This window comes from Pseudomonas sp. Xaverov 259 (assembly GCF_019352915.1).
GTDB lineage: Bacteria > Pseudomonadota > Gammaproteobacteria > Pseudomonadales > Pseudomonadaceae > Aquipseudomonas.
Genome location: NZ_JAAAFV010000040.1, coordinates 10559 through 32029, shown reverse-complemented (window position 1 = coordinate 32029; position 21471 = coordinate 10559). Strand labels below are relative to the sequence as shown.

The 21471-nt window shown below is 59.8% G+C and carries 19 protein-coding genes; 10 read left to right on the top strand and 9 right to left on the bottom strand.

Annotated elements, in window-relative coordinates; all coding sequences use genetic code 11:
* Positions 1 to 318 precede the first annotated feature (318 nt).
* Positions 319 to 1137: a 2,5-didehydrogluconate reductase DkgB gene (dkgB, locus tag K0H48_RS17215; RefSeq protein WP_219268391.1), complete on the top strand. Its 819-nt coding sequence runs from the start codon at positions 319 to 321 to the stop codon at positions 1135 to 1137.
* Here dkgB and K0H48_RS17210 read toward each other — a convergent pair.
* From K0H48_RS17210 to K0H48_RS17175, 8 genes are all read right to left on the bottom strand, one after another.
* A complete protein-coding gene (locus K0H48_RS17210; protein WP_138815527.1) occupies positions 1134 to 1556 on the bottom strand; it encodes a chemotaxis protein CheY in 423 nt (140 codons plus the stop codon). The genes dkgB and K0H48_RS17210 overlap by 4 nt on opposite strands.
* Before the next feature lie 134 nt (positions 1557 to 1690).
* Positions 1691 to 5317, bottom strand: a complete 3627-nt coding sequence (locus tag K0H48_RS17205) for a transporter substrate-binding domain-containing protein (protein ID WP_219268390.1) — start codon at positions 5315 to 5317, stop codon at positions 1691 to 1693.
* A 6-nt stretch (positions 5318 to 5323) separates the two neighbouring features.
* On the bottom strand, positions 5324 to 5971 hold the full coding sequence (locus K0H48_RS17200) for a response regulator transcription factor (protein ID WP_219268574.1): 648 nt from the start codon (positions 5969 to 5971) through the stop codon (positions 5324 to 5326).
* A 281-nt stretch (positions 5972 to 6252) separates the two neighbouring features.
* Complete coding sequence (locus K0H48_RS17195; protein ID WP_138815525.1) at positions 6253 to 6969, bottom strand: MgtC/SapB family protein; 717 nt, start codon at positions 6967 to 6969, stop codon at positions 6253 to 6255.
* A 557-nt stretch (positions 6970 to 7526) separates the two neighbouring features.
* Positions 7527 to 8108: an N-acetyltransferase gene (locus K0H48_RS17190; protein WP_219268389.1), complete on the bottom strand. Its 582-nt coding sequence runs from the start codon at positions 8106 to 8108 to the stop codon at positions 7527 to 7529.
* A gap of 13 nt (positions 8109 to 8121) precedes the next feature.
* The gene (locus K0H48_RS17185; protein ID WP_219268388.1) at positions 8122 to 8466 is read right to left on the bottom strand and encodes an FKBP-type peptidyl-prolyl cis-trans isomerase; all 345 of its coding nucleotides are present in this window, start codon (positions 8464 to 8466) and stop codon (positions 8122 to 8124) included.
* Between the two features lie 91 nt (positions 8467 to 8557).
* On the bottom strand, positions 8558 to 9178 hold the full coding sequence (locus K0H48_RS17180) for a hypothetical protein (RefSeq protein ID WP_138815522.1): 621 nt from the start codon (positions 9176 to 9178) through the stop codon (positions 8558 to 8560).
* Positions 9179 to 9308: 130 nt separating this feature from the next.
* Positions 9309 to 10277 (bottom strand): hypothetical protein, encoded by a 969-nt coding sequence (locus tag K0H48_RS17175; RefSeq protein WP_219268387.1) that lies wholly within the window; start codon positions 10275 to 10277, stop codon positions 9309 to 9311.
* 171 nt (positions 10278 to 10448) lie between these two features.
* Here K0H48_RS17175 and K0H48_RS17170 point away from each other — a divergent pair, with 171 nt between their 5' ends.
* From K0H48_RS17170 to K0H48_RS17160, 3 genes are all read left to right on the top strand, one after another.
* Positions 10449 to 11945 (top strand): PAS domain S-box protein, encoded by a 1497-nt coding sequence (locus K0H48_RS17170; RefSeq protein ID WP_219268386.1) that lies wholly within the window; start codon positions 10449 to 10451, stop codon positions 11943 to 11945.
* 132 nt (positions 11946 to 12077) lie between these two features.
* A complete protein-coding gene (locus K0H48_RS17165) occupies positions 12078 to 12329 on the top strand; it encodes a CsbD family protein (protein WP_219268385.1) in 252 nt (83 codons plus the stop codon).
* 14 nt (positions 12330 to 12343) lie between these two features.
* Positions 12344 to 12616, top strand: a complete 273-nt coding sequence (locus K0H48_RS17160) for a DUF1652 domain-containing protein (protein WP_017138988.1) — start codon at positions 12344 to 12346, stop codon at positions 12614 to 12616.
* 78 nt (positions 12617 to 12694) lie between these two features.
* On the opposite strand, the gene K0H48_RS17155 is transcribed toward K0H48_RS17160, so the two are convergent.
* Complete coding sequence (locus K0H48_RS17155; RefSeq protein WP_056858063.1) at positions 12695 to 13003, bottom strand: RcnB family protein; 309 nt, start codon at positions 13001 to 13003, stop codon at positions 12695 to 12697.
* Positions 13004 to 13243: 240 nt separating this feature from the next.
* Between K0H48_RS17155 and K0H48_RS17150 the strand changes: the two genes are divergently transcribed.
* The 6 genes from K0H48_RS17150 to K0H48_RS17125 all read left to right on the top strand — a co-directional run.
* Positions 13244 to 14254: a hypothetical protein gene (locus tag K0H48_RS17150; RefSeq protein ID WP_219268384.1), complete on the top strand. Its 1011-nt coding sequence runs from the start codon at positions 13244 to 13246 to the stop codon at positions 14252 to 14254.
* Between the two features lie 71 nt (positions 14255 to 14325).
* The gene (locus K0H48_RS17145) at positions 14326 to 14883 is read left to right on the top strand and encodes a helix-turn-helix domain-containing protein (RefSeq protein ID WP_219268383.1); all 558 of its coding nucleotides are present in this window, start codon (positions 14326 to 14328) and stop codon (positions 14881 to 14883) included.
* Between the two features lie 11 nt (positions 14884 to 14894).
* Positions 14895 to 16241, top strand: coding sequence for a glutamine synthetase family protein (locus K0H48_RS17140; protein WP_138815516.1), 1347 nt, complete (start codon positions 14895 to 14897; stop codon positions 16239 to 16241).
* Between the two features lie 14 nt (positions 16242 to 16255).
* The gene (locus K0H48_RS17135) at positions 16256 to 17356 is read left to right on the top strand and encodes a DNA alkylation repair protein (protein ID WP_219268382.1); all 1101 of its coding nucleotides are present in this window, start codon (positions 16256 to 16258) and stop codon (positions 17354 to 17356) included.
* Between the two features lie 156 nt (positions 17357 to 17512).
* The gene (locus K0H48_RS17130; RefSeq protein WP_219268573.1) at positions 17513 to 19372 is read left to right on the top strand and encodes a DUF3857 domain-containing transglutaminase family protein; all 1860 of its coding nucleotides are present in this window, start codon (positions 17513 to 17515) and stop codon (positions 19370 to 19372) included.
* Positions 19373 to 19614: 242 nt separating this feature from the next.
* The coding region (locus K0H48_RS17125; RefSeq protein ID WP_219268381.1) for a DUF3857 domain-containing transglutaminase family protein at positions 19615 to 21471 on the top strand (1857 nt) is incomplete at its 3' end.

Genomic DNA, 21471 nt, shown 5'->3' with positions numbered 1-21471 from the left:
GGCGAGCGGGCTTGCCCCGCGTTGGGCTGCGTAGCAGCCCTGATAAGACCACCGCGTTAATCCAGACAGAACCGTGCGCCTGGTTTTGGGGGCGCGTCGCGCCCCAACGCGGGGCAAGCCCGCTCGCCACAACAGCCCTTATCACCACAGTAAGCGGGCTTGCCACAACAACCCTACTCACCCCATCAAGCCGCACATACAGGGCTTGGGGGTATTCGTGACTTGTGGTTAAGAGTCCTTTTTGCAATCGGTGGTTTTTCCGAGTGAACGACGGGCGGATACTCGACTCCATTGTTCACACCCTCTCTGGAGTTACTGATGTCTACCCCCACCCAAAACGTCCCCGACTTCGGCCTCGGCACCTTCCGCCTGCAAGGGCAAGTGGTGATCGACTCCGTGAGCACCGGCCTGGAGCTGGGCTACCGCGTCATCGACACCGCACAGATCTACGAGAACGAAGCCGAGGTCGGTCAAGCCATTGCCGCCAGCGGCGTAGCGCGTGATGAGCTGTTTATCACCAGCAAGATCTGGATCGCCAATTTCGCCGAAGGCCAGTTGATCCCGAGCCTGCGCGAAAGCCTGCGCAAACTCAAAACCGACTACCTCGACCTGACATTGATCCACTGGCCATCGCCGGAAGACCAGGTGCCGGTCGCTGAATTCATGGGCCAGTTGCTGGAAGCCAAGCGCCTGGGCCTGACCCGCCAAATCGGTATTTCCAACTTCACCATCGACCTGATGAAGCAGGCAATCGCTGCGGTGGGGGCCGAGAACATCGCCACCAACCAGATCGAGCTGCACCCCTACCTGCAAAACCAGAAGGTCGTGGATTTCGCCACCGCCCATGGCATCCAGATCACCTCGTACATGACCCTAGCCTACGGCGAAGTGCTCAAAGACCCGGTGATCCAGCAGATCGCCGAGCGCCATCAAGCCACACCGGCGCAGGTCACGCTGGCCTGGGCCATGCAGTTGGGTTACGCGGTGATCCCGTCGTCGACCAAACGCGCCAACCTGCAAAGCAATCTCAAGGCCCTGCAACTGGCCTTGAGCACCGCCGATATGGCGCAGATTGCCGCCCTGGAGCGTGGCCATCGTTTGACCAGCCCAAAAGGCATCGCGCCGAAGTGGGACTAAACCCCGGCCAGCGGTTTGCGCGATAACTCGCGCAGCCATGGCAATACCCGCAGGCCCGCCGTGGCCTCGGGTGGGTCGATGATGTCCATGAAGTGTTCGAGGTTGATGTTGTCCGGTACGCCCGGCAACCGCACCAGCACCCCAGGCTTTGTGCCAGATGGCTTGCCCAGGTCCTGATGGTCATAGAGCAGCACATGCCGCGCCTGTGGCTGCGGCCCGCAGGCCTGCGCCGCCAGCCCCGCATTCATGATCAGCACGTCGAAGGGTTCGGCCGGGATAGCGGTCAGTATCTGGACTTCTTGGTAGGTTTGCACCGGCACGATCCGGTGGTACCCCAACCGATTAAGCATTTTTTCGATGTGCAGTCGTTGCAGGTGTTGTTCATCGGCAATCAGGATAGTCAGTGCTTTGTTCGGCATGGCGAACCCCTGGGCTGGCAGCGCTCGTCAGTGAGCCTGGTCCATTTTCCAGACATATGCCGAAGACAAAATCAGGCATGTTCCCCCTTCATGTAGGAGTTCTCCCAAATCCACCGAATACCCCTCAACTGCCGTCAGGCCTGCTTGTAATATTCACCCATGTGCTGATGCAAATCACCAATCGCCACGTCTATCGCCACAACTGCGGCGGCCAATGCGCTGCGCTCCTGGCGTTCACACACCGCTTCCAGCGTTTCGCAGCTGGCGATCAATGCCTGGGCCTTGACCATGCGTGCCCCTCCTTTGACGCGGTGTGCAAGGTCGTGCAGCTCACCAAAACGGTGCTGGCGTTGCAACGACGCCAGCATCGCGCGGTCCACCTCCAGGCTGTCGAGCAAGGCGCTCAGCAGCTCCTTGAGCGCCGCGCGATCATCCCCCGTCACCAAGATCAACGCCTTCAGATCAAACCCCGGCTCAGCGGTGGTTGAACCCGGGCTGAGCGCATAGGCGCCCAGCGCCGAGCGCAAATCCTCAAGCCCGGCAGGCTTGAACAGGCAGCCATCCATGCCCGCCTGCCGGCAGCGCTCGGTTTCTTCCGGCTGGGCATTGGCGGTAAACCCCAGCAGCAGGCAGGCGTGCAAACCTTGCTCACGCTCTTGCGCGCGGATCTCACGCGCCAAGGCATAGCCATCCCTGAGGGGCATATTGCAATCGGTGATAACCACATCAGGCTGGTGGGTTTGCCAGCGTTCAAAGCCTTGGGCACCGTCTTCGGCGGTGATAATGCGATGCCCCAGGAAGTTCAGTTGCCGGGCCAGCAGCAGGCGATTGGCCGGGTAGTCATCCACCACCAGGATGTCCAGTACTCGGGTGGGCTGGGTGGGGGCCGGCGTGGCCGAATCCTCGTCCAGTACTGCTGCCGTCCTGGCCAGCGTCAGTGCCACGTCCACGCGCGTCCCCTGCCCCAACGCACTGCTCAATTGCAGCTTGCCCGCCATCATTTCGCACAGTGTGCGGCTGATCACCAGCCCCAGGCCCGACCCGCTGCGCGCCGATTGCTCAGTATTGCTGCCCTGGATAAACGGATTGAACAGCCGCTGCTGATCTTCAGCACTGATGCCGATGCCAGTGTCTTCGACCCACACACTGAGGTTCAACTGGCTGGGATCCGATCCCAGCCCACAGCGCCCGCCCATGCGTACCTGGCCCTGATGGGTAAACTTGATGGCATTGCTCAGCAGGTTGGACACCACCTGTTTGAATCGCAACGGGTCGATCAACACCGCGCAATCCATCTGCGGGTCAAGCTCTACCTGCAGGGCCAGGCCCTTCGCCCGCGCCAGCCCTTCGAATACCCGCGCCACCGACGTCAACAGTTCATGGGGGTTGGCGGGCTCCAGGGCCAAAGACAGATGGCCGGACTCGATCCGGGCAATATCCAGAATATCGCCGATCAACTCCAGCATGCCGTGGGAGGCCACCGAGGCTACTTCCAGGGCATCGCGGTCGGCACGTCCTTGCTCGGCATTGGCCAACGCCAGCTCGATCATGCCGATCACCGCGTTCATGGGGGTGCGAATTTCGTGACTCATGGTCGCCAGGAACGTGGTCTTGGCGCGGTTCGCGGCGTCGGCGTCTTCCTTGGCCTCCTGCAACTGGCCCAGCAGCCGCTGGCGCTCGCTCACATCGACCCAACCGGCAATCATGCCGACGACATTTTCGTCGCCATCACGGTACGGCAGCATCCAGTGGTAGATAGTCAGCACCTTGCCCGCGGGCAACCTGAGTACCCGATCATGAATCTGCGGCTCGCCTCGCTCCATCAGCCGCAAGTAATCCTCGTGGTAAGACTGGGCCTGCGGCGGGTTGCCGGTATCGGTTTCGATGATCGTCTTGCCGATCACCGCTTCCAGCTTGAAGCCAAAGACATCCAGGTAAGCGCTATTGCAAGCCATCAGCCGGCCCTGGCGATCACGCACGTAGATCGGGTGCGGCGTACCGTCGATGAGCACGCCCATAAAGCGCATCTGGTCGCTCAACGCCCGCTCGGCCTGAGCCCGCTTACGGATCAGGCTGCGCAGGTAAATCGCCCATCCCAGGGTAATCAGCAGCAATACCGCCGCCAGGCCGAACCCTTGGATAATCGCACTACGATGGCGTAGCCAATGGTCTTCGATGATGACATCGGTGCGCCATTGGCTGACCAGCTCATCCATTTCCTGAGGCGGGATACTCAACAACGCCTTGTCCAGTATCGAGTACAGCTCCAACTGACCCCGGTTGACCCCGAACGTCATACGCACGGGTTCAGAGCCGACGGTGCTGGTCACTTGCAAACGGTCGCGGTACTCAAAGGCGATCAGGTAGCGCGCATAAATCAATGAACTGACGGCACCCTCGGCGCTGCCGTTAGCCACCAGGGCCATGGCATCCGTAGGGTTCTTCGCCTCAACGAAGTGGATACCGGGATAGTCACGGTTGATGATCTCACGCAGGGCGTTGCCGCTGGGCAGCGCCAGACGCTTGCCCAGCATATTCTCCAAGGTCAGGGTGCCTGGGTCGTCGCTGCGGGTGACCAGCACCAGCGGATTGGTCAGGTACGGCCTTGTAAAGCGCACCTGATCAGAGCCCTCGATGCTGGGGGAAACCACCGCCATCATGTCCGCCCGGCCCGAACTGACCGTCTCGATTTGCTGGGACATCGAGCCGCCTGGGACCACATCGAACTTCAAGCCCGTGCGCAGGCTGATCCGGGTCAGAACGTCGGCACTCAAACCCTCTGATCTCCCCTGCGCCGTGAAGGATGCCAACGGCAGCATCTGGTCGGACGCCACCACCCTGACGCGCGGGTGTTTCTCCAGCCAGCGTTGCTCGCTGGTACTCAGGTGCAGCCGTTCGGCCCCCAGAAAACCAAGGTTGCCAGCACTCCAACGGCGCAATATATCCAGCTGCTGGTTACCCGGGATCGACCTCAGCGCGCTGTTGATAATGCGCAGCATGCGGATGTTGTCGCGGGCCACCGCAAACGCGAACGCGTTGGACTCCAAGGTGGAAAAATCCGCCAGTTGCACATTATTGAGGTGGTTGCGGTTGATCTGATAGTGGGCGCTGATGGCATCTCCGAGGTAGACATCGGCGCGTCCGAACGCCACGGCGCCGATGGCTTCGAAAACCGACGCAAACAGCTCCACATGGGCCTTGGGGTAAAAAGCCTCGACCACATCGGGCGGCATATAGTGATAAAGCATCGCCACACGCTTGCCGGCCAGGTCGACACTCAGGGATTGGGTGTCACCGGTGCGAGTGACCAGCACCGGCTGATCATTGGCATAGGAACGCGACAGGACCAGTTGTGGGTCCCCGGCTTCAAACCCGTTGGCCGAACCGAGGAAGTCGATGGCGCCGTGTTTGAGCGCCTCGATCACCTCATCACGGGTGTCATAGCGGCGCACTTCAACGCTGACATTCAGCGCCTGAGCGAGCAGCTTTGCATAGTCGGCCGTCACGCCCTCCAGTTCGTCGTTGTTGTTGGTCAGTTCGAAAGGCCCGTAATCCGGCGCGGAAACCCCCATCAACAGAGTGCGCCGCTCACGCAGCCAGTGCCAGTCAGCTTCGCCCAGCACCACGGGCGGGCTACTGCCATCAAGGCTTGCATGCCCCAACAACCGTAAGGTGTGAGGCTCATCAAGGGCGACGGCGAACATCGGCAGCAGGCTCATCGACAACGCCATGATCAACCACCGAACCTGGGTAAGGATCATAGGGAATCAGATCAGGTGATTACGCTGGGCAAACTTGGCCATGTGCACCACGGATGTCATACGCAGCTTCTCCTTGAGCCGGGTTTTATAGGTGCTGATGGTCTTGTGGCTCAGCAGCATATCTGCAGCGATTTTGTTGTTGTTGAAACCCAGCGCCAACATCCTCAGCACGGCCACTTCGCGATCCGAAAGTAACTGCACCAACTCGTACTCGGTCGCCTGCAAATCATCACGGCGTACCGAACTGCTCGGCAGGCTGGGGAAGCAGTTGTAGTTGGACATCACCGCCCTGATCGCTTTTTGCAGTTCCTCCAGCTCCCCCGTCTTGGCGACAAACCCCATGGCACCGGCACGCATGCACCGCGTGGAAAAAAACTCGGGCAGAAACGACGTCAGTACAAGAATTTTGCACGGCACACCCAGCGCCTTGACCCGGCTGATCACTTCCAGCCCACCCAGCTTTGGAATGGCCAGGTCGAGAATGATCAAGGCGGGGCGCCCCTCTCTCACCTTTTGGAGAGCATCCGCGCCTGTACCGGCTTCATCGATATCAGCGAACCCTTCGGCCTTCAATAAATGCCTGACAGTTGCGCGGATGAACGGATGGTCATCCACAATTAGCGCTTTGTTTCCACTACCTGACGCTTTGATCATATAACTACCCTGAGAAGAATAAGCACCCTTACACAGCACACGGGACACAGGTACCTGTGAGAAATAACAGTTCCGACCAGCGGACGGCCTTCACTCAGGCGAATAGCCAGGCCAAGCCTGGCCCCTTTCGATCGAAAACATGCCGAGCACGTATCGCCAAACCGTTTCCACCGTCTGGCTGCAAGTGCGCAACCTTAACAACGAAATAACGTTTTGACCGAAGGGGTAATCCCATTCACATGTAGGACTTTTCCTCGCAGAGCAGCCTCTGCAAGCGCTTGCTAGTCGGTGGTACTCGGGCTCCAGAACGCCTGTACCACCAGGGTCGAGGTGGAAATTCGCGCCACCAGCGCGTCCAGTTCGTCGCCATCTACCGAAGTGGCCACCAGGGTCGCCTCGATCTCCACTTCTTCGCTGCCGAACGGCCGCACGTCAACGTCGCTGGCCGGGTAGTTGCAGCGCGCAAGCTCGGCTTCCAGCAGCACCATCACCGCCTGCTGCTGGCTGCGCCGGGCGATGACATAGAGGATGTTGGTGACCTCCGCCGACACCACGTCCAAAGGCTGGCGGTTGATGTTATTGACGATCGGCCGTAGCAAGGTGTTGGCCGCCAGCACAAACAGCGTGCCCAGCAGCGCTTCGAGGATCAGGTCGGCCCCCGCACACGCCCCCACCGCCGCCGATGCCCAAAGTGTGGCGGCGGTGTTGAGCCCCCGCACATTGCCTTCCTCACGCATGATCACGCCGGCGCCCAAAAAGCCGATGCCCGAGACCACGTACGCGACTACTCGCACCGCGCCTTCGGCGCCGCCCAGGCGGTTGGCCATGTCGACAAAAATCGCCGCGCCCACCGCCACCAGCACATTAGTGCGCAAGCCCGCCGTGCGTTGGCGGTACTGGCGCTCAAAGCCGATCAAGCCACCGAGGACAAACGCCGCGGTGAGGCTGACCACGGTATCGACCAAAGAGTTGAGGTTGATGTTATTGATTGCCTGCATAAAAAATCTCCATGACTGCTGCGCATGCAAGAAGCCTTCGTGCAGGTACGACCCACTGCACCGCGCCCATTGTTAAGGCACAGTCAGCTTGGCTCGCCCACCGTAAATAGCAGGCGCGTCCGAAGCATCCTGATTGATTTCAGGTGCTGGTCAGCGTCGATGAGAGGGATGCAGGCAGGTGCCAGGACTGGCCGCTGCCGCTATGCCGCTTCTCGCTTTGTGAGGCGAGACAACGGCATCAGGAAAAATGCGCGTTACCTTGCCAAGTAGGTGCCGGTTACCGAAACCGGCCGACGACTGTCACTCGAACAAGTACCCACTGAGGGTCTCCGCTATTGATGAAAACGCGCGGAGTTTACCCCGCGATTTCGAGGGAGTAAACCGTAGGAGAATTTACCGATGGCGTTTGGATGGATCGTTCAGGGTGAGTTCAGAAACTGAAGATCAAGTGTGGGAGCTGGCTTGCCTGCGATAGCGGACTGTCTGCGGGAGGTTTATTGCTGACACTGCGTCATCGCAGGCAAGCCAGCTCCCACAAGGACTACGTACGTCCGCTATTACGGCATATCGGGCCGATCCCGCTCAACCAGTTTCAGGTAATCATGCAGTTCCCCGCCGGCAACGGGTTTGACCCGAATCGACACCCTGTTCACCTGCCGTCCCATCCTGATGCCTTCACGCGTGCGCACCTGCCCATACCCAAGCTTGGGCCAGAAGCGCTCGGCCTTGGTATTGCCGACCACCACCGTCAACCGCAGCCACTGGGCACCGTTGCGCACCGCCCACGCTTCAAGATCGGCATGCAATTGTCGCGCAAAACCGGTGCCATGCCGGCGCGTATGCACCATTAGCAAACCGATATGCCATACGCCGACAGCCAGCAAATCTGCCGCGATGTTCACCACGGCAACCAGTTGGTCCTGCGCATCGCGATAACCCAGCCAGTACATCCGACTGCAATGCCAACCTGCAGGCAAATAGCCCTGTAACTCTTCGTGCGCTTCGGTCGGTGATGCCGGTTCACCATTGACCGCGATGAAATACTCGGGTGCCTGGTCAAAAAAACACTGCAGCTCACCCGCGTCGCCGCCGTGCAGTTGAACCACCCGAATGCCTTCGAGTGAGCAACCAACTTCCATGTTTATTTCCCCTTTAATCGTCGCGCGTCAGCACTTCCAGCAACTCAATTTTAAAACGCAGGTTGCTGTTGGGCTTGATATGCGCGCCCATCGAACGCTCCCCATAAGCCAAGTGTGCCGGCACAAAAAGCGTGCGCACGCCGCCGACCTGCATGCCCATCAAGCCTTGATCCCACCCCTTGATCACACGCCCGGTGCCGATCACGCACTGGAACGGCTTGCCGCGCTCCCAGGACGAATCGAACACGGTGCCATCCTCAAGAGTGCCGGTGTATTGGGTGGTGATCAGCGCGCCCTTGACCACGGTTTTGCCGGTGCCCTGGCGGGTGTCGGTGATCTGCAGTTCGTCGTTGCTCATGGGGCTCTCGTTGGATAGGTAAAGGCTGGGGTTTTCCCAGAATAGAGTGAGCTTGGCAAGAGCGCCCTCGCCACACCCTTGTCTGAGTTTATTACAACCAATGCCAGAACCGGCTCCAGAACCCCCGGCCCAAATCATCCTTGCAGCGCGCATATTGCGCCGCGTACATCTGCGAGCGCGCCTGCACCTTGCTCGCCACCGGCGGCAACCAGGTTTTGGCCGCATAGGTGCGCTGGCGATAGCCGCCCCAGCCTTCGTGGTAGTTCAGGTATTGGCCATAGGCGTCGTATTTGTACACGCCGTTGATGGTGTAGGTCTTGTCCATGTACCAACCCACAAAGTCGATGGAGTCGTCGAAATCCTGACGGCTCGCACCGCTGCGGCCGGTGCTCTTGCGGTAGTCGTTCCAGACTTCATCCTTGGCCTGGGAATAGCCTTCGGCGGTGGACACGCGTCCCCAGGGGATGATCCATAACAGGTATTTGCGCGGGGTCTTGGCATCCTGGCGGAAGCCCGACTCTTGATACATGATTGCGAACGGCACCTGGATCGGCACGCCCCAACGCTTTTGCGTGACCTTGGCGGCGTCGTACCAGTCGTCTTTTTCACGGAAGATGCCGCAGATGTCGTTTGGCGTGCGTGGCGGCGAAGTACCGCACGCCGCCAACAGGGAAGTGAGTAATAACAGTCCGACAGCTTTGCCTGCGCTCAAGGGGCACCTTTGCGTGATACACGTAAAAAGCCGGTATTTTACGCATTCATTCGAGCGCAGGGGGTAGCGAGTTCACACCATAACCGGTGGGTACCAGGGAATAGCGGCGTCCCTGCCGCACATTCCCGGCTTAAGCCAACGGCACGCGACGCGTGGTCAGCGCGGTACGACCCACATAGAAGCTCAAGGCTGCACCCAGCAGCAACATGGCCAAGGTGCTCCATGCAGCGCGGGACAGCTGCTTAGCCGCTACTTCACCGGCTTCACGGGCTTTCTGTTCGGCTTGCTGTTTCAGCTCATCGACCTTCTGCATGGCTTGCTGATAAGCCTGGGCATAGTTGTCGACAATCTGCGTGGCTTCGGCTTTGCTCTTGCCGGTACGGGCGGCCACGATGTTGACCAGCGCGTCTTTATCCGCTGCATTCAACGCAGGCTCGCCGGAGGCTTTGACGCGTTCGAACCACTGCTTCAACTCATCACCGGCCTGTGCAGGGTTGGTCGCGGCGTCCTTGGCCGATTGCTTGCCGTCAGCGGTGGCCTGGTCGGTTTTCTGCTCGACGTTGGCCGGGTCCAGTTCAGGCTTGCCGCTTTGCTTGAGCAAGGTGTCGAGTTGGCCTTGCAGGCTGTTCCAATCGAGTTGGATGCCTTGCTCGTTCAACTGCTGCTTGATGCTGTTGCCGATCCCAGGCGCAGCAGCGGCGATACCACTGCCGGCGGCGGACAAACCTTTGCCCACTACGTTACCGGCGGTGCCGACCACGCTGGCGGCCAGACCAGCCAGCAGCCAGGTGGTGAGCAAGGTGGTGAAGGTCCAGGTCAGTAAGCCGTGCAGCCCGCCACGGTCAGGTGCAGTGCGCCCGGCCACAAAGGCGCCGAGGCCGACCGCCACCAGGGTCGAGACAAACAGCCAGATCCCGGCGCCGGTGCCGAAGCCGCTCAGTGGGTTGCCCGCTTCCATCGGGTTGACGGCACTTGCGCCGATGGCCGTGCCCAGCACGCTGAGTACCAGGTAGGTCACCAGGGCAATTGCACTACCCGCCAGCACAGAGCTCCAGGAAACGCGAAACGGTGAACGGTTGGTTTCATAGACAGTTGTCATGATTAATCCTTTGAGTGGTTGACCGTATCAGTCTGGCGAGACCGTTGCCGGTCGTCCCCGCTCAAATGCACCAGAGTATCTGGTGCATTCGCACCCCGCAGCGGGCACTCTGTGTGCACTATCCTGAGGCCTGGGTGTCGTACCCTTCATGCGCCCATCCCCGGAGAGACCATGACCCAGGACGTTCTTGCCAAAGAAACCAACCGCCGCCAACTGCAGCAGATCATCTCCGGGTTATCGGACGGTGTGATCCTGGCCGAAGTCGACCAGACCATTCTGTGGGCCAACGAAGCCGCGCTGACCATGCACGGGGTCAGTGAGGTGGAGCAGCTGGGCGCCAATACCGAGCAATACGCCAAGCGCTTCGCCTTGCGCTATCGCAACAACCACCCCTTGCCGCTGGACAGCTACCCGCTTAGCCGAATAGCAGCCGGTGAAGAATTCAGCGATGTGGTGGTGGAAGTCACCCCCGCCGCCGACGAAGACCGCAGTTGGGTCCACCGCTTGCGCAGCCTGGTGCTGACGGACGCCCACGGCGAGCCAGAGCTGTTGGTGCTGATCCTCAGCGACGCCACCGAGTGGGCCAGCGCCGAGCAGCGCTTCGAGAAAACCTTCAATGCCAACCCGGCGCCTGCCGTGATCTGCCGCCTCAGCGACCTGCGCTACATCAAGGTCAACCAGGGTTTTTTGGAGATGACCGGTTACAACCGCGACCAGGTCATCGGCAAATCCGTGTATGAGCTGGACGTGCTGGAACAGGCCGACCGCAAGGACCTGGCCATCCAGCGCCTGGGCGAAGGCGCGACCATCCCGCAGATGCAGGCCGAGCTGCGCCTGCCCGAAGGCGGCAGCAAACTGGTGATCGTCGCCGGCCAGCCGTTGGACATGAACGAGGAAGACTGCATGCTGTTTTCCTTCACCGACCTGGAACCACGGCGCAAGGCCGAGACCGCCCTGCGCCAGAGCGAAGAACGGTTCGCCAAATCCTTCCGCCTGACGCCGGTGCCGACCCTGGTGTGCAACGCCGCCAACCGGCAAGTGGTGGATATCAACGAAGCGTTCATGAGCATCACCGGCTACACCAGCGAAGAACTGATCGGCAAGAACGTCGAGGATATCAACTTCATCGACAGTGCCCCCGCCTGCACGCAGCTGTTCACCACCCTGGAAAAGGCCGGCAACCTCGAAGGCCAGGACCTCAAGGTGCGCAAGAAAGGCAACGAGGTGATCGACTGCGTGGTCTCCGCCGACACGGTGATTATCGAAGACGTGCCCTGCTACCTGCTGGTGCTGATGAACATCACCGAACGCAAACGCTCGGAGCTGGAGCTGGTGGCGGCCATCGAGGAAGTGATGCAGGACGCCTCCTGGTTCAGCCAGACCCTGATCGAAAAACTGGCCAACGCCAAGAGCGTCAACAGCCCCAACCTGCCGAACGTGGCCTTTACCGACCTCACCGCCCGAGAGCGTGATGTGCTGGGTTTGATCTGCGAAGGCCTGGCCGACAAAGAGATTGCCTCGCGCCTGAAGCTTGCACCCAACACCGTGCGTAACCATGTGGCCACGGTGTACTCCAAACTCGGTGTACACAGCCGCAGCGCGGCCATTGTGTGGGCCAGGGAGCGTGGCTTGTTTGCCGGCGAACTGCGCGTCAAAAGCAAACCATAGAGTGCAAATGCACTAGTGCGACCAGTGCAAATTCGCCTTATTGCACTGGCGCGTGCTGCTTAACCTTGAGGAGTGGGTGCAGGGCCTTTGGTCCCGCGCCGTAATGGTTTGATCTCTTCCAAGGAAAGCACGATGAAAAGCGAACAAGTCAAAGGCGCCGTAGAAAAAGTTGCCGGCAAGGCCCAGGGCTTTATCGGCGACCTCACCGGCGATGAACAATTGCAGGCTGAAGGTGTAGCGCGTCAGGCCGCAGGTCAACTGCAGCAAACTTACGGCGACGCGCTGGAGACCGTCGGTGATTTCGCCAAAAACAAACCCCTGACTACCGTGGCTGTCGTTGCCGGTATCGGCCTGCTTGTGGGCTTGTTGCTGCGTCGTCGTTGAGGAGGCCGAGGCCCATGTTTACCCTCTCTCAATTGCGCAACTGCATCGAAGAAGGTTTATCACCGCTGACCTGCGAATTCACCCTGTGCCGGGACGCGTCCCTGACCCTCAAGGTCTACGACGCCGAAACCGGCCGGGTTGACCTGGTGGTGACAGGCATCAGCACCAACCGGCTGCAAACCGCGCAAGAAGTGGCCAAGATGGTTGAAGAGTTGCGCTACGAACTGCAAAGCAACAACGTCGGCAAGCTCACGCTGGATGACTTGCCTTCAACAACGGCCCAATGAAAATCAAAAAGTGATGGGTGAGGTAACGCGACCGCTGTGGCCGGTTACCTTAACGCCAGCGCGAGGAGAACAGACCGATCATCGCTTGACGGGGGTGATCTCAAGAATGGTGCCGTTGGTGGTTTTGAGCAGCACAAACTTGTCCCCCACCCGCGCCCATTGGCTGTCTGCCTCCGGCTGCTTGAGGCCGCGTTTTTTCCAGTCACTGACCGCCGATTCCTTGCGCATCAGGATATCCGGGGCGCGGTCGCCTTCTTTCAAATCCCGCGTATTGATGCTGGAAGGCTGCACGGTTTCCTGGGGTGTATCACCGGCCTGCACGACAAAGCTGGCGGTCGACAGGCCAGCGGTGAGCAGCAGGCAAGCGGCTAGGGTCTTGGACTTCATGGGGGCTCCTTCAATGAATGATGCGTACCCAGGTTCCGACCGCAGGCGTGGCAATTCATTCAGCCGCAGATGCTGCGGCGTGCTCGTTGACTAAAGAGCCCAACGTTCGCGCATCAAAAACTGGAGAAGTCCTATAGCCATCCCAGTGCTCTGAGTTCTCAATTCAAATCCAGCCATGAGCTGTGGTTTTCAGAACTCAGAGGACGTCGCCAAGTGACACAGCACATACAAGTACTTTCGTTGCAAACCAATACTCCCGATACCCACTCATTGCGCGCGGCCCATGAGTCAATTCTGGAATTCGCCAAGCGTGAGACGAATCGCCGCACAGAGCAGTTGATCAGTTCGATGAGGCGCTCATTGGTAGCCCTCAAAGACGATTCATTCAAGCCCCTGGTTACGTTTGTAACCGCGCCCGAACTCTACTGGAACATTCCGTGGAGCAGCGTCAAGAATGTGCAAGAGCTTAAACAGTTGGAAATGTTTTACCGCCGGACAATTCAACAGCACGTCAGGCAGATTATTCGCGCTTTCCCGGTCAGGCATTGGGGACGCCTGGTCATATTACCGGGTACAAATGCATTGTTAACGCCCAGCAAACAGAACCCACGGCGCTATGAGGCTTTGAATTACGTAGTGGCCGGGAACAATTTCGGGAAACGATCGTTTTGGGGCGCGCCCTTGATTTCAATGTGGCCCAAACGAAATACCGCCTTGATCGACTATATGGGCCTATCAGCAGAGCAGGCTGTAGAAAAGGATAACGAGCTGATCATTTTCGACCCGGAAACGGCCTCGCCGGAGCTTTTCGACGGCGACCCGCCCCTGGTATTTGTGTACCAACTCTCCGAGACACTGAGTGTCAATGTGTATGAACTGAGCACCTCCACCGCAAAACATCAACGCGGCTGTCAGCTGCTGCCTCTGTTCGACAACCAGCTACTCCCGGACCTGCCCTTCGGTATTGATATTTGCGCCGATGTTGGCCTCGGTCGAACCGATGAATTGCGCGAGCCCAAGGTCAAACTCGACTTTCTGATTGCGACGGGTCAGCCCATTCCGGCGGGTCTTGAGCTACTTGAGTCAGTGCAATACCTCATCCGTAATGATGGTCGTACCGAAGCCTCTGCTGACGGCAGCTTACGCAGCCAGTGCGAGGTGTGGGCGGTGAGCGAAGGAAAAACTTCGGCGGTAATACCTGCTCGCCTGATTACCGCAAACGTCTGGCTACATCAGTTCAAGGTCGATTAATCGACCGCCGCGCTGTTGCTCATATGAAATAATTCCTGTAATTTTTCATGAAATTTCTCGACATTAATTTCATGAATCAACAACAAGAACTCGACGCACTGGCCGTCCTCATCCACGACCTGCGCAAGCACAAGAAGCTCACCCTCGCCCAACTCGCGCAAAAAATCGAGCGTTCGGTGGGCTTTTTGTCTCAAGTCGAACGCGGCCTGTCGCGCCCTACCGTGGCCGATCTCACCGCCATCAGCCACGCCCTCGACGTACCCACCACCTACTTCTACAGCCTGCCCAAACCCAAGGCGGTGGATTGGGTGACGCGCCCCAACGAGCGGCGCACGGTGTATTACGCCAATGGCATCACCGACATTCTGGTTTCGCCAAGCATGCACGGCGCCTTTTCGATGCTCGACAGCCTGCTGGCACCGGGTGCCAACAGTGGCGAGCAAACCATGAGCGACCGCGCCGAGCAGGCCGGTTTTGTGCTGGAGGGCGAGTTGACGCTGTGGGTGGAAGGTGAGGCCGATTCGGTCACCCTCGGCCAAGGCGACAGCTTCCACCTGACCAGTTTTGCCCATTGCCGCTACGCCAACCTGACTGATCTGCCCGCCCGCGTATTGTGGGTTTACAACTAGGAGCAACACCCGTGAAAAGCCAACCCTCCACGTTGCTGGCCGAAGTACGGACCTTTCGCCAGAACCACCCCGAGGTGCGTTACGTCGACCTGATCGCCCTGGACATTCCCGGGCACTTCTACGGCAAGCGCTACCCGGTGGAGATGCTCGAAAAAGTCGCCGCCGGCAGCCCGCTGAAGCTGCCGCAAAATGCCGTGCTGCTGGGCGCCCAGGGCGGGCTGTTCAAGATTGGTGACTATTGCTTTCACGACGGCGACCCGGATGCCAACCGCCGCCTGGTGCCGGGCACGCTCAAGCCGGTGAGCTGGGAAGCGCAGCCGCTGGGGCAGATGCTGATCACCTCGGATGGCACCGAAGCGCCGATCGAATTCGAACCGCGTGAAGTCTTGGCCAAGGTGCTGGAACGCCTGCAGCACAAGGGCATTCACCCGGTGGTGGCGTTTGAGCTGGAGTTTTACCTGTTCGATAAAAAACTTGACGACGGCCTGCCGCAATTCGCCCGCGACCCGTTGAGTGATGACGCTGACGACCAGCCCAACCTGCATATCGAGCGGTTGTCGCGCTTCAGTGAAGTGCTCGACGACATGGCGCAAACCGCCCAGGCCCAAGGCATCGACATCACGGTGATCACCGCCGAACTCGGCCCTGGTCAGTTCGAGATCAACTTCGGCCACTGCGACGACGGCCTGCGCGCCGCCGACTGGGCCGCGCTGTTCTGCCGCAGCACGCGTGGCGTGGCACTCAAACACGGTTACCGCGCCAGTTTTATGGCCAAGCCTTACCTGCAATTTCCCGGCAGCGGCATGCATGTGCATGTCAGCCTGTATGACGGCGCGGGCAATAACTTACTCGCGGCGCACCAGCAGCAACCGCTGCGCCACGCGGTGGCCGGTTGCCTGGAGTTGCTGCCGCACTGCATGCCGATCTTCTCGCCCAACCACAACGCCTTCCGCCGCTTGGGTGGCACTGTAAACGCGGCCACTCGCGCCAGTTGGGGCTTTGAAGACCGCGACGCCTGCGTGCGCATTCCCGAGTCCGACCCGCGCAACCTGCGCATCGAACACCGCCTGGCCAGCGCCGACGCCAACCCGTACCTGGTGCTGGCAGCGATCCTGGCAGGCTTGGAGCATGGCCTTGAAGCCAGGCAAGAACCCATCGCGCCGCTGAACGAGGACCGTAACAGCGGTGCCGACTTCCCCCTGGAAATGCTCGACGCCGTGCGTGCCATGCAGCATCAAGCGGTGTTGCGCGATAAGCTGGGCGCCGAATTTATCGACGTGTACTGCGAAAACAAACGCCAGGACCACCTGGCCTTTCAACAAGAGATCAACGCGCGGGAATACCGCTGGTTTCTCTAGCCATGGAATCACCGATGACCGACCAAAGCGCCCCGGCCCTCAAGGAAATCTTCAACGTCGAACGCCTGCAACACATCGCCAGTGAAATGACGGCGGTGTACCCGGCATTTGACGCCAAAGGCTTTCTAAAGCACGCCAAAGCCGGGCTGGCCGAGTTGTCAGTGATGCAGCGCATGGCACGCGTCAGTGAGAGCCTGCATGCGGTAATTCCACTGGATTATGCGCAAACCCTCAAGCTGCTGTACGCCCTGACTCCGCGCCTGAACAGTGCATTTGTATGCCTGTTCCTGGCGCACTACGTGGCCAGTTACGGGCAAAGTGACTTCAAGCGCTCCATGGCCGCGCTCAAATACTTCACCACTTTTGGCTCGGCCGAGTTCGCGATTCGCCCGTTCTTGTTGAGCGACTTCGAACGCACCCTGGCCGTGATGCAGCAGTGGTCGCTGGACGCCAACGAACATGTGCGCCGCCTCGCCAGTGAAGGCTCGCGCCCTCGCCTGCCGTGGTCCTTTCGCTTGGCCCAGGTGCAGGCCAACCCGCAGCTGTGCGCCCCGATCCTGGCTAACCTCAAGGCCGACAGCAGCCTGTATGTGCGCAAGTCGGTGGCCAACCACCTTAATGACATCACCAAGGACCACCCGGACTGGGTGCTCGGCCTGATCGAAGGCTGGAACCTGGACAACCCGCACACGGCCTGGATCGCCCGGCACGCCTTGCGCAACCTGATCAAGCAAGGCAATACCCGCGCACTGACGATCATGGGCGCCGGCGCCAAGGCCGAGGTGAATATTCACCACCTGAAAGTCACACCGGCGGTGATCAACCTGGGCGAGCGCATTAGCCTGTCGTTCAGCCTGGAATCCACTGGCGCCACTGCGCAGAAGCTGGTGGTCGACTACGCCATCGACTACGTAAAAAGCGCCGGCCACAGCGCGGCGAAAGTGTTCAAGCTCAAGGCCTTTACCCTGGGCGCAGGCGAACATCATGCCATCCGCCGCGAACAACCTATTCGTGAATTGACCACACGCAAGCATTACGCAGGCACGCATCGGGTGCATGTGCTGGTAAACGGCGAAAAGCTTGCCAGTGCCGAATTTGAACTGCTAAACCCCTGACACAAATCAAACCAAAGGCTCTAGCACGGGCCTTTCAGCCACATTAATTGTCAGACAATCCTGGCTTTTGTTGTTGCGACCCATTATCATCCGGCGCCTTCTCACTACCCATCGGGTAGTTGTTCCACTGTGTCACCCGAGGCGCCAATGTACCGTTTGTATCGTTTTTCGTTTCACTGCCCCTTGCTTGCCCTGAGCCTGGGGCTGGTTTCCCACTGCGCTAATGCCGCCCTGCAACCGATGGCCGAAGCCCCGCTGGCCAGCGACACCGAGCTGCACTGCCACTTCAACCGCGACGCCAGCACCGACTGCACCACCACCCAGCACTACACCATCCTCAAGCCCAACGGCCGCGAAATGCTCTCGCGCATCGACTTCGATTACGCCGAAGGCGACAGCTTTGAAGTGATCAGCGCGCAATCCACCCAACCAGGCGCCAAGCCGGTCGCGCTGGACGCCGCGCAAATCGACACGCGCACCGCGCCCAACCCGGACCAGGGCTTCAGTCGCTACAAGCAGACATCCCTGGCCTTCCCGAACCTGCGCGTGGGCACAAAAATTCGCTTCACCGTGCGTGAGCGGCGCGCCGCCAAACCGCTGGTGACCCAGTTTCACTACGCCCTCATGTTTGGCCCCAGCGCCTTCCGCCGCGACCACGTGAAAGCGCGCTTTACTGCCGAACGGCCAATCCAGTGGCGCAGCGAGCTGTTTGACGGCTTCAAAGTCACTGCATCCGCCAACGGCAAGACCCTGGACGTGGTGCAGAAAAAGCCGACCTACCTCAATTACATCAACGAATCCTCCAGCGCCGCGCTGCAACGCATCCCGCGCCTGGAAGTGGGCAGCGCCCTGGACCGCCAGGCGTATTTCGGTGATTTCGCCCAGCGTTACAATCAGATCCTCGGCGCCAACCTGCCGGCGCAAGCGGCCGCTGCCGTAGCTGCCGCACGCAACCTGGCGCCGGCACAACAGGTCGAAGCGCTGATGCAGCACATCAACGACCACTACCGCTACCTGGGCGACTGGCGCGCTACGGAGCGCGGTTATGTGCCGTTCAACCTGGCGGAAATCGAGCAGCATGGTTATGGCGACTGCAAAGACCTGGCGATCCTGCTGACCGCAATGCTCAAGGCCAGCGGCATCAAGGCCGAAACTGCCTGGGTCAGCCGTGGCGACGTGGCGTTCTCGTTGCTGATCCCGGGCACCAATGCAGCGAACCACGCCATCGTGCGTGCCGAAGTCGATGGCCAGGTGTGGTGGCTCGACCCGACCAACCCGGTGTTCGCCCCCGGCCAGACCCTGCCCGACATCCAGGACCGCTGGGTACTGGTCAATGATGCTCAGGGCCAGGTACGCGAAGAACAGATCCCGCTGGAACGCCCGGAAACCACCCTGCGCCTGGACAAAAAAGTGCACTTCGACAAGCAAGGCAATGGCGCCACCCAGGCCACCATCACCTTCAGCCGCCTGCCGCTGATGCAAATGAGCGTCGCCGACCGCCAACAAGGCACCACCGCCACCGACCAGAACATCTGCGGCAACTTCGGCAACGAAATCAGCGACTGCAAAATCACCCGCCAGCCCACCGCTTTCGTGGTGCACGACGGCTACACCGTCACCGCCAGCATGAACGATCAGCGTGCGCTGGAAAAGCTTGCGAACGACTACGTCTATACCGACGAGTCGCTCAAGGGCCGCTGGGATGGTTTCATCAACTACCGTCGCTACGATCAACAGGCTGACCTTTACCTGGGCAACCCGGAAACCTACGACTACAGCTTCACGCTGACCGGTGGGCAGATGGCAAAAGCCATCCCCGGCTGCCAGGTGCGCTCGCCGTGGTATGACCTGGATCTGGCAGGCAAGCGCACGGATGACGGTCTGCAGTATCACTATCGCCTGAGCCAGAAAATACGCTGGCTGACCCATGCTGAAGTTTCCAGCGAGGCGTTTGGCAAGATGATCGACGAGGCGCGTGCGTGTGCTGAGCAGGTGCATCAGGTGGTGAAGCTCTAACTGCGCGTAAACACCAATCCCTTGTGGGAGCTGGCAAACCTGGGGCGCATACGCAAAGCGCCCCAGAACAACATTCGAACTGCACATTCGATAACGAAATCAGGAGCTGTCCTACAGCACGGCGACTACCGGTGCATTACTTTCTAAAGTGACTGCATCTTTCGTCGTTAGGGTTCATAACGCCCAGTGTTTTCTTGCTACCCCGTTGGGTAGTCGTTTCAATGCATCCAGCGAGGCCGCGCATGTACCTCTTCAAGTTTCACCGCCCTTTGACCGCCATCACTCTGGGGCTGGTGACCCACTGCGCATCCGCCGCGTTACAGCCCATGGCTGAAGCCCCCTTGGCCAGCGATACCGCGCTGCACTGTCACTTCAATCGCGACAACAGCATCGATTGCACCACCACCTATCACTACACCATTCTCAAACCCAACGGCCGCGAAATGCTCTCGCGCATCGACTTCGATTACGCCGAAGGTGACACGCTTGAAGTGCTCAAGGCGCAATCTACCCAACCAGGCGCCAAGCCGGTCAACCTGGACGCCACGCAGATCGACACCCGTACAGCCCCAAACCCGGACCAGGGTTTCAGCCGCGATAAACAGACCTCACTGGCCTTCCCGAACCTGCGTGTGGGCACACACATTCGCTATACCGTGCGCGAGCATCGTGCCGCCAAACCATTAATGACCCAGTTTCACTATGCCCTTAAGTTCGGCCCCAACGGAGATCGTCGCGACCAATTCAAGGCACGCTTTACCGCCGAAAAGCCAATTCAGTGGCGCAGCGAAAGTTTCGACGGTTTCAATGTGACACGCTCGGCCGACGGCAAGACCCTGGATCTGGTGCAAAAAAAACCGACTTACCTCAACTACATCAATGAAGCTACCAACGCTGCAACACGGAAAAATCCGCGTATCGAAGTGGGCAGTTCCCTTGAACGCCAGGCGTATTTCGGTGACGTTGCTCGGCGCTACAACCAGATTCTCGACGCCAGGCTGCCCGCACAAAGTGCCGCAGCCGTCGCCGCCGCTCGCAGCCTGTCACCTGCGGACCAGGTCGGCGCGTTGATGCAACACATCAACGAGCACTACCGCTACCTGGGCGACTGGCGCGCTACCGAGCGCGGTTATGTGCCGTTCAATCTGGACGAAATCGAGCAGCACGGCTACGGCGATTGTAAAGACCTGGCGATCCTGCTGACTGCCATGCTCAAGGCCAGTGGCATCCAGGCCGAGACGGCGTGGGTCAGCCGCGGGGAAGTGGCTGACTCGCTGCTGATCCCCGGTACCAGCGCACCGAACCACGCCATCGTACGCGCCGAAGTCGACGGGCAAGTGTGGTGGCTCGACCCGACCAACCCGGTGTTCGCCCCCGGCCAGACCCTGCCCGACATCCAGGACCGCTGGGTGCTGGTCAACAACGCTGCGGGCCAGGTCCGTGAGGAGCATATCCCGCTGGAACGTCCCGAAATCACCCAGCGCATAAACAAACAGGTGCATTACGACAAGCAGGGTAACGGCGCCACTCAGGCCACCCTCGCTTTTAGCCGCATGCCGCTGATGCAACTGAGCGTCGCTGATCGCCAGCAAGGCAGCACCGCCACTGATCAGGACATCTGCGCAAATTTCGGCAATGGCATCAGCGATTGTAAAGTCACCCGCCAACCCACCGCCTTTTTGGTTCACGACGGCTACACCATCACCGTTCAGATGAACGATCAACGCGCCTTGGAAAAACTGGCGGACGGCTATGTCTATACCGATCAATCGTTGAAAGACCGCTGGGACGGTTTCATCAACTACCGCCGGCAAGGTCAACAGGGTGACCTGTACTTAGGCAACCCCGAAACTGTCGACTTCACCGTGACACTGACCGGTGGGCAGATGGAAAAAGCCATCCCCGGCTGCCAGGTGCGCTCGCCCTGGTATGACCTGGATCTGGACGGCAAGCTTATGGATAACGGGCTGCAGTATCACTATCGCCTGAGCCAGAAGACGCGTTGGCTGACCCCTGCAGAAATCGCCAGTGATGCGTTCGGCAAGCTGATCGACGAGGCGCAAGCATGTGCCGAGCAGGTGCATCAGGTGGTGAAACTC